At 70.1% G+C, this 13,590-nt stretch carries 10 protein-coding genes; 8 read left to right on the forward strand and 2 right to left on the reverse strand.

Annotated elements, in window-relative coordinates:
- Nucleotides 1-276: 276 nt before the first annotated feature.
- The 7 genes from ACY34J_RS02295 (at nt 277) to ACY34J_RS02325 (ending at nt 9,538) form a co-directional block, all read left to right on the forward strand.
- The gene (locus ACY34J_RS02295; RefSeq protein WP_462724669.1) at nt 277-963 is read left to right on the forward strand and encodes a spermidine synthase family protein; all 687 of its coding nucleotides are present in this window, start codon (nt 277-279) and stop codon (nt 961-963) included.
- 82 nt (nt 964-1,045) lie between these two features.
- Nucleotides 1,046-1,798, forward strand: coding sequence for a response regulator transcription factor (locus ACY34J_RS02300; protein ID WP_462724668.1), 753 nt, complete (start codon nt 1,046-1,048; stop codon nt 1,796-1,798).
- Nucleotides 1,799-1,877: 79 nt separating this feature from the next.
- Complete coding sequence (locus ACY34J_RS02305; RefSeq protein WP_462724733.1) at nt 1,878-2,939, forward strand: HAMP domain-containing sensor histidine kinase; 1,062 nt, start codon at nt 1,878-1,880, stop codon at nt 2,937-2,939.
- Between the two features lie 286 nt (nt 2,940-3,225).
- Complete coding sequence (locus ACY34J_RS02310) at nt 3,226-7,029, forward strand: multifunctional oxoglutarate decarboxylase/oxoglutarate dehydrogenase thiamine pyrophosphate-binding subunit/dihydrolipoyllysine-residue succinyltransferase subunit (protein WP_462724667.1); 3,804 nt, start codon at nt 3,226-3,228, stop codon at nt 7,027-7,029.
- A 278-nt stretch (nt 7,030-7,307) separates the two neighbouring features.
- Nucleotides 7,308-7,490 (forward strand): DUF6104 family protein, encoded by a 183-nt coding sequence (locus ACY34J_RS02315; RefSeq protein WP_462724732.1) that lies wholly within the window; start codon nt 7,308-7,310, stop codon nt 7,488-7,490.
- A gap of 108 nt (nt 7,491-7,598) precedes the next feature.
- Nucleotides 7,599-8,522, forward strand: a complete 924-nt coding sequence (locus ACY34J_RS02320) for a DUF4097 family beta strand repeat-containing protein (RefSeq protein ID WP_462724666.1) — start codon at nt 7,599-7,601, stop codon at nt 8,520-8,522.
- Between the two features lie 2 nt (nt 8,523-8,524).
- Nucleotides 8,525-9,538: a PadR family transcriptional regulator gene (locus ACY34J_RS02325; RefSeq protein WP_462724665.1), complete on the forward strand. Its 1,014-nt coding sequence runs from the start codon at nt 8,525-8,527 to the stop codon at nt 9,536-9,538.
- 135 nt (nt 9,539-9,673) lie between these two features.
- Here the strand turns inward: ACY34J_RS02325 and ACY34J_RS02330 are convergent, their stop codons facing one another.
- Both ACY34J_RS02330 and ACY34J_RS02335 read right to left on the reverse strand, forming a co-directional pair.
- Nucleotides 9,674-10,636, reverse strand: coding sequence for a zinc-binding dehydrogenase (locus ACY34J_RS02330; protein WP_462724664.1), 963 nt, complete (start codon nt 10,634-10,636; stop codon nt 9,674-9,676).
- Nucleotides 10,637-10,848: 212 nt separating this feature from the next.
- The gene (locus ACY34J_RS02335; RefSeq protein WP_462724663.1) at nt 10,849-12,063 is read right to left on the reverse strand and encodes an NAD(P)-dependent malic enzyme; all 1,215 of its coding nucleotides are present in this window, start codon (nt 12,061-12,063) and stop codon (nt 10,849-10,851) included.
- Nucleotides 12,064-12,602: 539 nt separating this feature from the next.
- On the opposite strand from ACY34J_RS02335, the gene ACY34J_RS02340 reads away from it, so the two are divergent.
- Entirely contained in the window at nt 12,603-13,547 is a 945-nt protein-coding gene (locus ACY34J_RS02340; protein WP_462724662.1) for an ABC transporter substrate-binding protein, read from the forward strand.
- Nucleotides 13,548-13,590: the final 43 nt, after the last annotated feature.

Below are 13,590 nucleotides of genomic sequence, written 5' to 3' on the forward strand. Positions count from 1 at the left end.
ACACCACCCATGAAAGGGGCGGGTGGGCGGGAAGAGAGCCGCACCGAAGGCGCGGAAGTGATCCAGGCCCGCGGCCGGCCCGTGCGCCGGGCAGGCGGCGGTACGGGGCCGGGCACCGTCCGCACCGGAGGGGACGGCGGTGGTATGGGGTTCACCTGACCACCCGCCACGGCGCGTTCACCGGGGCGACAGCCGGTGGCGGCACGAAGTTCCGCCGCCGGGTGCTCGTTAGGCTGGGCGGCGCAGCTGCCGCGCGACGCAGGAGGTTCCTGAGCCATGCCTGGACCGAGTGCCGATCTTCTGCCGGTGACGGTCGACCGCCGCGAGGGCCCGTACGGCGAGGTGGTGCTGCGGCAGCGCGGGGAGCATTTCGAGATCATCGCCAACGGCTGCTTTCTGATGGACACCTCGGACGGCCGCTCCGAGCGGCGGCTGGTGGACGCCGCGCTCGCGGCCCTGCCGGCGGAGTGCGTCGCGCCGTCCGTGCTGATCGGCGGACTCGGGGTCGGGTTCTCCGTCGCCCGCGCCGCCGCGGAGCCCCGCTGGGGGCGGATCGCGGTCGTCGAGCGCGAGCAGGCCGTCATCGACTGGCACCGGACCGGGCCGCTGTCCCGGATCTCCGCGGCCGCGCTGGCCGACCCGCGGACCGAGATCGTCCGCGCGGACCTGGTCGCGTACGTCCAGGAGGCCCCGGTCAGGTACGACGCGTTGTGTCTGGACATCGACAACGGCCCGGACTGGACCGTCGACGAGGACAACAACAGCCTCTACGGTCCTGCCGGGCTCACCGCCTGCCGTGAGCGGCTGAGCCCCGGCGGTGTGCTGGCCGTCTGGTCTGCCCGGCCGTCCGCCGTCTTCGAGGACGCACTCCGAAATGCCGGATTTATCGAGGTACAGACGGAAGAGGTAACAGTCGCCCGGGGCGAGCCGGATGTTGTTCACCTCGGGGTTCGCCCTGCGTAGCAGAGCATCGCGCCGTGCCCGTACCCTGCTTGCCAGCGACGACAGCACACACCGGCACGACGGGGACATGCAGGGGCGGGCGATGGAGCAGACACACCAAAACGGCGTCGGCGGCGCGGCGGCGACCACTCCCGGGGCCCAGCGCCGCGTCCTGGTCGTCGAGGACGACGCCACGATCGTCGACGCCATCGCGGTCAGGCTGCGCGCCGAGGGCTTCCAGGTGCAGACGGCCCACGACGGCCCGGCCGCCGTGGAGGCCGCCCAGGTCTGGCAGCCCGACCTGCTGGTACTCGATGTGATGCTGCCCGGGTTCGACGGGCTGGAGGTCTGCCGCCGGGTGCAGGCCCAGCGGCCGGTCCCGGTGCTGATGCTGACCGCGCGCGACGACGAGACCGACATGCTGGTGGGCCTCGGGGTCGGCGCCGACGACTACATGACCAAACCGTTCTCCATGCGCGAACTGGCGGCACGGGTGCATGTGCTGCTGCGGCGCGTGGAGCGGGCGGCCCTGGCCGCGAACACCCCGCGCAGCGGCATCCTGCGGCTCGGGGAGCTGGAGATCGACCACGCACAGCGCCGGGTGCGGGTGCGCGGCGTGGACGTGCACCTGACGCCGACCGAGTTCGACCTGCTGGTGTGCCTGGCGAACACACCGCGCGCGGTGCTCTCGCGCGAGCAACTGCTGGCCGAGGTGTGGGACTGGGCGGACGCCTCCGGCACCCGGACCGTCGACAGCCACATCAAGGCACTGCGGCGCAAGATCGGGGCGGAGCGGATCCGTACGGTCCACGGCGTGGGGTACGCACTGGAGACTCCGGCCACCCCCACCCCATGATCGGGCCCAGACCGTGAGCCGGCCCTCCTCCGCCAAGCGCCGCAGCAGCCCGAGTGTCTGGACCCGGGTGTGGGAGGCGCTGCGGCCGCTGGACCCGTACCGGTCGGTCAAGGCCGCGCTGGGCGCGCTGGTGATCGTCTCGGTGACCATCACCACCCTGCTGATCTTCGTGGCGATCCACACCCGCACCGAGCTGCGTGTGGTCACCATCTTCTCGATCATCGCGACGATGCTGATCACCCAGTTCGTGGCCCATGGCCTGACCTCGCCGCTGGACGAGATGAAGACCGTCGCCCGCGCGATGGCGCACGGCGACTACAGCCGGCGGGTGCGGGCGGACCGGCGGGACGAGCTGGGCGACCTCGCCGCCACCTTCAATCACATGGCCGCCGACCTGGAGGCGGTGGACCGGCACCGCAAGGAGCTGGTGGCGAACGTCTCACATGAGCTGCGCACCCCCATCGCGGGCCTGCGGGGCGTACTGGAGAACGTCGTCGACGGGGTCTCGCAGGCGGATCCGGAGACGATGCGGACGGCGCTGCGGCAGACCGAGCGACTGGGCCGGCTCGTCGAGACGCTGCTGGACCTCTCCCGGCTGGACAACGGCGTCGTACCGCTGCGCACCCGGCGCTTCGAGGTGTGGCCGTATCTGTCGGGCGTGCTGAAAGAGGCCAGCCTGGCGGCGGCGGCCGCCCGCGCCTCCGGAGCCCGCGGGCGCGGCGATGTCCATCTGCACCTGGACGTCTCGCCGCCCGAGCTGACCGCGTACGCCGACGCCGAGCGGCTGCACCAGGTGGTGGCCAATCTGGTCGACAACGCCGTCAAGCACAGCCCGCCCCACGGCCGGGTCACGCTGCGTGCACGGCAGGGTACGGGCCCCGGCAGCCTCGACCTGGAGGTGCTGGACGAGGGCCCCGGCATTCCGGAGTCGGAGCGGCACCGGATCTTCGAGCGCTTCAACCGGGGCAGCGTCTCGACCCCGCACGGTCCGGGGAGCGACGGCGGTACGGGGCTGGGCCTGGCGATCGCCCGCTGGGCCGTGGATCTGCACGGGGGCAGCATCGGGGTGGCCGAATCTCCTCGGGGCTGCCGGATCCGGGTCACCCTCCCCGGGCAGCGCCAAGGCGCAGGCTTGACGTAGGGTCGTAAGCGGAACTGCACATTCGGGGTACTGAACGTCACCCCGTACGGACATCGGAAGGTCATGCAGTCAGATCGGGCGCGGCGAGCGGGCCACGACCGTGATCGGTCGTCCCCGTCCGGCGCGGAACCTGACGTGTTTCCCGCCAAAACTTGCGCCGAAACCCGCCGATCAATGTGACTTGCACGACGACTGGGCCGCTCAGCCTGCATCAAGCGTTGTAACAGGCGTAGCCTTTATTTCCGCTGTCCACCACCTAAGGAAGCGGAAGAGGGCGGTCGCCGCCGTGTCGCAACAGTCTCCGGATACCTCGAGCATCTCGACCGACCAGGACGGGCAGGGGACCAACCCTGCCTCCGCCTTCGGTCCCAATGAGTGGCTCGTCGACGAGATCTACCAGCAGTACCTCCAGGACCCGAACTCGGTCGACCGAGCTTGGTGGGACTTCTTCGCCGACTACAAGCCGGGCCAGGACACCGGATCGGCCGTAGCCGCTCCGGCCCAGCCCAAGGAGACCTCTGCGCCTCCGGCGCAGACGCAGGCCGCGCCGCCGGGCGCCGCCACCGCCCCGGCGCAGGCCAGGCCCGCCCCGGCCCCCGCGAAGCCGGCCGCGGCGGCCGCGCCGAGTGCCCCCGCCCCGGCGAAGCCTGCCGCTAAGCCGGCGGCCAAGGCCCCGGCCGCCCCCGCCAAGCCGGCGGGCAAGGTGGCTGAGCCTCCGGTGACCGGGTCGGAGTTCGTCACGCTGCGTGGACCGTCCGCCGCGGTCGCGAAGAACATGAACGCCTCGCTGGAGCTGCCGACGGCCACGTCCGTCCGCGCGGTGCCGGTGAAGCTGCTGTTCGACAACCGCATCGTCATCAACAACCACCTCAAGCGCGCCCGCGGCGGCAAGGTCTCCTTCACGCACCTCATCGGCTACGCCATGGTGCAGGCGCTGAAGATCATGCCGTCGATGAACTACTCCTACGCGGAGAAGGACGGCAAGCCGACCCTCGTCAAGCCCGAGCACATCAACCTCGGCCTCGCCATCGACCTGGTCAAGCCGAACGGCGACCGCCAGCTGGTCGTCGCGGCGATCAAGAAGGCCGAGACACTCAACTTCTTCGAGTTCTGGCAGGCCTACGAGGACATCGTCCGCCGCGCCCGCGAGGGCAAGCTGACGATGGAGGACTTCTCTGGAGTCACTGCATCGCTCACCAACCCTGGCGGCATCGGCACCGTCCACTCCGTGCCGCGCCTGATGCCCGGCCAGGGCCTGATCATCGGCGTCGGCGCGATGGACTACCCGGCCGAGTTCCAGGGCACCTCCCAGGACACCCTGAACAGGCTGGGCGTCTCCAAGGTCATGACGCTGACCAGCACCTATGACCACCGGGTGATCCAGGGCGCCGCCTCCGGCGAGTTCCTGCGGATCATGCACCAGCTGCTGCTCGGCGAGAACGACTTCTACGACGAGATCTTCCAGTCGCTGCGCATTCCGTACGAGCCGGTCCGCTGGATGCGCGACATCGACGCCTCGCACGACGACGACGTCACCAAGGCCGCCCGGGTCTTCGAGCTGATCCACGCCTACCGGGTCCGCGGCCACGTCATGGCCGACACCGACCCGCTGGAGTACAAGCAGCGCAAGCACCCCGACCTTGACATCACCGAGCACGGCCTCACGCTGTGGGACCTGGAGCGGGAGTTCGCGGTCGGCGGCTTCGCCGGCAAGTCGATGATGAAGCTGCGCGACATCCTGGGCGTGCTGCGCGACTCGTACTGCCGCACCACCGGCATCGAGTTCATGCACATCCAGGACCCGAAGCAGCGCAAGTGGATCCAGGACCGGGTCGAGCGGCCGCACACCAAGCCGGAGCGCGATGAGCAGCTGCGGATCCTGCGCCGGCTGAACGCCGCCGAGGCGTTCGAGACCTTCCTGCAGACCAAGTACGTCGGCCAGAAGCGCTTCTCGCTGGAGGGCGGAGAGTCGGTCATCCCGCTGCTCGACGCCGTGCTGGACGCGGCCGCCGAGTCGCGCCTGGACGAGGTCGTCATCGGCATGGCCCACCGCGGCCGCCTCAACGTGCTGGCCAACATCGTCGGCAAGTCGTACGCGCAGATCTTCCGCGAGTTCGAGGGCAACCTCGACCCGAAGTCGATGCACGGCTCCGGCGATGTGAAGTACCACCTGGGCGCCGAGGGCACCTTCACCGGCCTGGACGGCGAGCAGATCAAGGTCTCGCTGGTCGCCAACCCCTCCCATCTGGAGGCCGTGGACCCGGTCGTCGAGGGTGTCGCCCGCGCCAAGCAGGACATCATCGGCAAGGCCGGTACGGACTTCACCGTCCTCCCGGTCCAGCTGCACGGCGATGCGGCCTTCGCCGGCCAGGGCGTCGTGGCCGAGACCCTGAACATGTCGCAGCTGCGCGGCTACCGCACCGGCGGCACCGTGCACATCGTGATCAACAACCAGGTCGGCTTCACCGCCGCCCCGACCGCGTCCCGCTCGTCGATGTACGCCACCGACGTGGCGCGCATGATCGAGGCGCCGATCTTCCACGTCAACGGTGACGACCCGGAGGCCGTGGTCCGCGTCGCGCGGCTCGCCTTCGAGTTCCGCCAGGCGTTCAACAAGGACGTCGTCATCGACCTCATCTGCTACCGCCGCCGCGGTCACAACGAGGCCGACAACCCGTCCTTCACCCAGCCGCTGATGTACGACCTGATCGACAAGAAGCGCTCGGTGCGCAAGCTCTACACCGAGTCCCTGATCGGTCGCGGCGACATCACCCTGGAAGAGGCCGAGCAGGCGCTGCAGGACTACCAGGGCCAGCTGGAGAAGGTCTTCACCGAGGTCCGGGAGGCCACCGCCGCTCCGGCCCCGGCGCAGGTCCCCGAGCCGCAGGCCGAGTTCCCGGTGTCCGTGGAGACGGGCATCTCCACCGAGGTCGTCAAGCGGATCGCCGAGTCGCAGGTCAGCATCCCCGACCGGATCACCGTCCACCCGCGTCTGCTGCCGCAGCTGCAGCGCCGTGCGGCGATGGTCGAGGACGGGACGATCGACTGGGCGATGGGTGAGACCCTCGCGTTCGGCTCGCTGCTGATGGAGGGCACCCCGGTCCGCCTGGCGGGCCAGGACTCCCGGCGCGGCACCTTCGGCCAGCGGCACGCGGTGCTGGTGGACCGTGTGACCGGCGAGGACTACACCCCGCTGCTGTACCTGTCCGAGGACCAGGCGCGGTTCAACGTCTACGACTCGCTGCTCAGCGAGTACGCGGCGATGGGCTTCGAGTACGGCTACTCGCTGGCCCGCCCGGAGGCGCTGGTCATCTGGGAGGCGCAGTTCGGTGACTTCGCCAACGGCGCCCAGACCGTGCTGGACGAGTTCGTCTCCTCCGCCGAGCAGAAGTGGGGCCAGACCTCCGGCGTCACCCTGCTGCTGCCGCACGGCTACGAGGGCCAGGGCCCGGACCACTCCTCGGCCCGCCCCGAGCGCTTCCTCCAGCTGTGCGCGCAGAACAACATGACGGTCGCCATGCCGACACTGCCGTCGAACTACTTCCACCTGCTGCGCTGGCAGGTCCACAACCCTCACCACAAGCCGCTGGTCGTCTTCACCCCGAAGTCGATGCTCCGGCTCAAGACGGCGACGTCCGCGACGGAGGAGTTCACCGGCGGCGGCTTCCGCCCGCTGATCGGTGACGACTCTGTGGACCCCGCGGGCGTCCGCAAGGTGGTCTTCTGCTCCGGCAAGGTCTACTACGACCTCGCGGCGGAGCGGCAGAAGCGCGGCGTCACCGACACCGCCCTGCTCCGGCTGGAGCGCCTGTACCCGCTGCCCGGCCAGGAGATCCAGGCCGAACTCGCCAAGTACGGAAACGTGGAGAAGTTCGTCTGGGCCCAGGAGGAGCCGGCCAACCAGGGTGCGTGGCCGTTCATCGCGCTCAACCTGATCGACCACCTGGACCTGTCGGTCGGCGCCGGCCTCCCGCCCGCTGAGCGGCTGCGCCGGGTCTCCCGCCCGCACTCCTCCTCGCCGGCCGTCGGCTCGGCCAAGCGGCACCAGGCGGAGCAGCAGGCGCTGGTCTCCGAGGTGTTCGACATCTGACCCTTGACATCGGTCAGCCCGCCGCAGGCGCGGGGCCCCATCGGGGCTCCGCGCCTGCGGCGTTTCTCAGGTCGGCTGGGCAGTTCGATCTTCTGGATGCGTGCGGCGGCTCCCCCGATTCGCCACGGCAACTCCCTTTCATGGGCTCAAGTTGACCCTGAAAGGGGTTACTGGCCTGCACCGATGCACCCGAGCGCCACGCGGCTCGTGGATCACGGCGAGCCCGGCACCGAATACCCTGGGAGGAGGAGAAATACCGTCCTGATGTGGAGAGCCCCTTGTACTTCACCGATCGCGGCATCGAGGAGCTGGAGAGCCGGCGCGGCGAGGAGGAGATCACCTTCGAGTGGCTGGCCGAGCGCCTGCGCGAGTTCGTCGATCTCAACCCGGACTTCGAGGTACCGATGGAGCGCCTGGCCACCTGGCTGGCCCGGCTCGACGAAGAGGACAACGACGTATAGGTCGGGCCCCGCCGCGACTGACCAGCGCCTTGACTTCCCGGGCACGCGATATATCGTGACTATGAGAGAGTCGCGATATGTTGCGACCCTGCCCGGAGGAGGCCAGGCATGTCATCCCGGTCCAAGCGGTCGTCCCCCAGCCACCACTGGGGGGACCCCCACCAGCCGCGGGAGTTCGCTCTGGAAGAGCCTGTCACCGCGGTCAAGGTGCGCGTCGTTGGCGGCACGGTCAACGTGGTCGGCACCGACGCGCCCGGTCCCGTCCGGCTCGAGGTCACGGAACTGCAGGGCCCGCCGCTGACGGTCACCCACAAGGGTGGAGTGCTGACCATCGCGTACGACGACCTGCCCTGGAAAGGCTTTCTGAAGTGGTTCGACCGCAGCGGCCGGCACCGTAGCGCCGTCGTCTCGGTCACCGTCCCGACCAGCACCCGGGTTCAGGTGGGCGTGGTCGACGCGAGTGCCGTAGTCTCCGGGATCTCCGGGCGTACGGAGCTGTGCGGCGTCTCCGGTGACAGCACCCTCCTCGGCCTGACCGGCGACGTCCGCGCGGACACCGTCTCGGGGCGGGTCGAGGCCCAGGCGGTCACCGGCGACCTGCGCTTCAGCTCCGTCTCCGGCGACCTCACCGTCGTCGAAGGCTCCGGGCGCCACGTACGGGCCGACTCGGTCAGCGGGAACGTCGTGCTCGACCTCGTCCCCGCCGCCAAGGGCTCCCTCATCACGCTGAACACGGTCTCCGGCGAGGTCGCGATCCGGCTGCCCCACCCGGCCGACGCGCACGTGGCGGCCAACACCGCCAGTGGCGCGGTGACGTGCGCCTTCGACGACCTGCATGTCACTGGGCAGTGGGGCGCCAAGAGGATTACCGGCAACCTCGGCTCCGGCAGCGGGCGGCTCGAGGTCAACACTGTCTCCGGCGCGATCGCGCTGCTGCGCCGTCCACCGGCGGAGGAGGAGCCCGCCCCAGCCACGGCCGGAGCTCCCGGTACCGCGGAGCAGGACGCCTCCGGACAGAAGAAGGTGCTCTGACCATGCCTCCCGTGTTCGCCCACGGCCGCCTGCGCCTCTACCTCCTCAAGCTGCTCGACGAAGCCCCGCGCCACGGCTACGAGGTCATCCGCCTGCTCGAGGAGCGCTTCCAGGGCCTGTACGCCCCCTCCGCCGGCACCGTCTATCCGCGGCTCGCCAAGCTCGAGGCCGAGGGCCTGGTCACCCACACCACCGAGGGCGGCCGCAAGGTGTACTCCATCACCGACGCCGGGCGCGCCGAACTGGCCGACCGCCAGGGCGAGATCGCCGAACTGGAGCTGGAGATCCACGAGTCCGTCTCCGAACTGGCCGCGGAGATCCGCGAGGGCGTCCGCGGCTCGGCGAGCGACCTACGGCGCGAGGTGCGCGCCGCCGCCCGGCAGGCCCGTACGGAGGACGCCGGCCAGACGGGCAGGGAGGCCGGGGAGGCGCCTTGGGGCGACACAGAGGCCTGGCGGAAGGCGAAGGACGACATGCGCCGCGCCAAGGAGGAGTGGAAGGAGCAGGCCCGCCGGGCCAAGGAGGAGAGCCGCCGCGCCAAGCAGGAGGCCCAGCGCGCCCGCCAGCAGGCCAAGGACGCGCAGGACGTCGCGCGCGAGGAGGTGCGGCGGATCGCGCGGCGCGTACAGGATCAGGTGCAGTCGCACGCCAAGGGCGGTGACTGGCAGGGCGCGATGCGCGAGGGCATGGCGGAACTGTCCCGGCAGCTGGGCGGCCTGGGCAATCTGGGCAGGATCGTGGGACAGACGACCGCTTGGCCGCCGTACATCAAGCCCGAGCCGGCACAGGCCACGCCGCCCGAGGGCGGCGAGGTGCCGGAGTGGGCTACGGAACCGGAGACTCCGTCAGCGGATCCGGTGCGTGATCTGGAGCGGCTGCTCGACCGGTTCCGCGACGACATTCGCGATACGGCCCGGGACCACGGGGTGACGGCGGATCAGCTGCGGGAGGCCCGCCGTCATCTCTCCACGGCGGCCGCCCACATCTCCGTGCTCCTGCGCGGCCCACGGCCGTAACCGCCGTGACGGCGGGGCGCCCGGCGCTGCGCGCCGGTCTCTTCCCCGCCCACCCGCTCCTGGTGAAGGGCAGGTGGGCGGGAAGGCGCCGAAGGCAGGTGCACGGGCGGAAGCGAAGACGCCCGCGCGCAGTGGTCAGACCGTGAGGACGACCTTCCCGAAGAGGTCGCCGCTGGCCATCTTCTCGAAGCCCTCCCGGGCCCGCTCCAGCGGCAGCACGGAGTCGATGACGGGCCGGACGCCGGTCGCCGCGCAGAAGGCCAGCAGGTCCTCCAGCTCCTCCTTGGTGCCCATGGTCGACCCGACGACCTTCAACTCGAGGAAGAAGATCCGGTTCAGCTCAGTGGCCTTGGGGTTCGGGCCGCTCGTCGCGCCCGAGATGACCAGGGTGCCGCCCGGCTTCAGCGACTTGACCGAGTGCGACCAGGTCGCCGCGCCCACCGTCTCGATGACCGCGTCCACGCGCTCCGGCAGCCGCGCGCCCGACTCGTACGCCTCGAGCGCACCGAGTTCGACGGCCCGCTTGCGCTTGGCCTCGTCGCGGCTGGTCGCGAACACCCGCAGTCCGGCCGCCTTGCCCAGGACGATCGCGGCCGTGGCGACGCCCCCGCCCGCACCCTGGACCAGGACGCTGTCGCCGGGTCGTACGCCCGCGTTGGTGAACAGCATGCGGTACGCGGTGAGCCAGGCCGTCGGCAGGCAGGCCGCCTCCTCGAAGGACAGCTCCTTCGGCTTGGGCAGAACGTTCCACAGCGGGACGGTGACCTGCTCGGCGAAGGTGCCCTGGTAGCGCTCGGTGAGGATCGAGCGCGGCTCCTTCGGGCCCACCCCGTGGCCGGTCTGGCCGATGACGGAGTGGATGACGACCGCGTTGCCGTCCTCGTCGATACCGGCGGCGTCACAGCCGAGGATCATCGGCAGCGACTCCTCCGCGAGGCCGACGCCACGCAGTGACCACAGGTCGTGGTGGTTGAGCGAGGCGGCCTTGACGTTGACGGTCGTCCAGCCGGGACGTACCTCGGGGGCGGGGAGATCCCCCAATTCGAGGCCGGTGAGCGGCTGGTCACGGTCGATGCGGGCGGCGTAGGCAGCGAACATGACCTTGACCTTAGGACCCGGGTGGATGCGACGGAACCTCAGACGGATGTGACACACGCCGCGTGTCAGCTCCCGGCACCAGCGGCGCCCAGCCGCGAGGCCGGGCCGGGCCGCCTGCTGGGCTGCTGAGCGCCTCCGCCCTCGCGCGGCCGCCGGGGAAAGAAAGCGCCGGGCCCGGCACGTGTGCCGGGCCCGGCGCCTGACCGGAAGGCCTACCGGCGGGCGACGCCCTCGGCGCGCGCCGCCGCGGCAACCGCCGCGGTGACCGCGGGGGCCACCCGCTCGTCGAACGGCGACGGGATCACCTTGTCCGCGCTCAGCTCGTCGGCCACGACCGCGGCCAGCGCCTCGGCAGCGGCCAGCTTCATCCCCTCGGTGATCTGGGAGGCCCGCACCTGGAGGGCACCCGCGAAGATTCCGGGGAAGGCGAGCACGTTGTTGATCTGGTTCGGGAAGTCGCTGCGCCCGGTGGCGACCACGGCCGCGTACTTGTGCGCGACGTCCGGGTGGATCTCCGGGTTCGGATTGGCCATGGCGAAGATGAGGGAGTCCTTCGCCATCGTCGCCACCGCGGACTCCGGAACCGTGCCACCGGACACGCCGATGAAGACGTCCGCGCCGTCCAGGGCGCCCTCCAGAGAGCCGGTCAGCCCCACCTTGTTGGTGAAGCCCGCCAACTCGCGCTTGACGTCGTTGAGGTCCTCGCGGTCCGCGCTGACGATGCCCTTGCGGTCGCAGACCGCGACATCGCCGATGCCCGCCTCGACGAGGATCTTGGCGATGGCGACCCCCGCCGCTCCCGCGCCGGAGATCACGGCCCGCAGCTGGCCGAGCGTACGGTCGGTGAGCTTGGCGGCGTTGCGCAGCGCGGCGAGCGTGACGACCGCGGTGCCGTGCTGGTCGTCGTGGAAGACCGGAATGTCCACGCGCTCCTGCAGCCGGCGCTCGATCTCAAAGCAGCGCGGCGCGGAGATGTCTTCCAGGTTCACTCCGCCGAAGGACGGCGCGAGCCGGACGACGGTCTCCACGATCTCGTCGACCTCCCGGCAGTCCAGGGCGATCGGGACCGCGTCCACGCCGCCGAACTGCTTGAAGAGGATCGCCTTCCCCTCCATCACCGGAAGCGAGGCCTCCGGGCCGATGTCACCGAGTCCGAGCACCGCGCTGCCGTCCGTCACCACGGCCACGACCTGGGACTTCCAGGTGTAGTCGTGAACGAGCTCCGGCTGCTCGGCGATCGCGCTGCACACCTTGGCGACGCCCGGCGTGTAGGCGAGGGACAGGTCTTCCTTGTCCCGGACCGGCACGGTCGACTGGACGGCCATCTTGCCGCCCCGGTGCAGCGCGAAGGCCGGATCGAAGAGCTCTTCGTCGCTCTGTTCGTCGCCTTCGTTGTCGCTGCGAGGATTCACGATCTCCGCTGCCACTTTTTGACCCCTTTGTCTGAAATGCTGTTCGAGGGTAACCGCCCCACGTTGAGAGGCGGGCGGGCACCGCGTCCGGAACCCCCGCCCGGCGGATGGCCGGTTACACGCGGAAGGGGCCGCGCGGGGAGACGTACGGACGCCCGGGCGCGCCGCACACGCGCCCTGAGCCCCGGGTGAGGGGTGTAAAGGTCTGTTCTACCGGAAGAGAGCGGCAGCGGACGAGTGACTTCTGCCGCGGCACCGGGCCGCAACGTCACGGACACGTCCAATTCGACCGAACTGCTGGCGCACGACCCTGTCCTGGCACACCATGCGCGTGATGATGGTCTCGTTGTCGCCTACCTGCCGCGCGTCGCGGTCTGGCGGTACCGGACCGGGCCCGACGTTACTCACGAGGATCGCCCGTTATCCGATTTTGACATAAACGACCTGCTGATTCGGCCCTTCCTGATGGCACTATTCCGTAATCCGAACGGCCCGGGACGCTCATAGAACACCCGGCCGCAGGCCACTCCCTCACCGCCCAGGAGGATCCAGTAATGACCGCAATCCCCACTCGCCGGTCGACTGCGCGCACGTCCCGCATGGCCGCGGCCGGCGCGATCGCGGTCGCCGGCGCCCTGCTGCTCACCGCCTGTGGCGACCAGACCGAAGGCGCCAAGGGCAACACATCGGCACCGCTGTTCAAGAAGCTGCCGAAGAACATCCAGGACGCTGGTGCCATCAAGGTCGGATCGGACATCGCTTACCCGCCGGTGGAGTTCAAGAAGGACGGCAAGACCGTCGGCCTCGACCCCGACCTCGCGGACGCGCTCGGCAAGCAGCTCGGTGTGACCTTCCAGTTCAACAACGCCACCTTCGACACCCTGCTCACGGGTCTGCGCTCCAAGCGCTACGACATCGCCATGTCCGCGATGACCGACAACAAGGACCGCCAGAACGGCGTCGACCCGGACACCGGGAAGAAGGTCGGCGAGGGTGTCGACTTCGTCGACTACCTCAGCGCCGGTGTCTCGATCTACACCAAGAAGGGCGACGACAAGGGCATCAAGACCTGGGACGACCTCTGCGGCAAGAAGATCGTGGTCCAGCGCGGCACCGTCTCGCACGACCTGGCCAAGGACCAGTCGAAGAAGTGCGAGAAGGACGGCAAGAAGAAGATCGCCATCGAGGCCTTCGACACCGACGTTGAGGCCCAGACCCGGCTGCGCGCCGGCGGCGCCGACGCCGGCTCCAGCGACTTCCCCGTCGCGGCCTACGCGGTGAAGACCTCCGGCGGCGGCAAGGACTTCCAGATCGTCGGCGAGCAGGTCGAGGCCGCCCCGTACGGCATTGCGGTCGCCAAGGGCAACACCCAGCTCCGCGACGCTCTGAAGGCCGCCATGGACGCCGTCATCAAGAATGGCGAGTACCAGAAGATCCTGGCCAAGTGGGGCGTTGAGCAGGGGGCGGTGAAGCAGGCAACGATCAACGGCGGCTCCTGACCGCCTGACCGTACGAATTCACCCCTCATGCGTACGGAACGCT

The organism is Streptomyces sp. HSS9-12, from assembly GCF_054963655.1.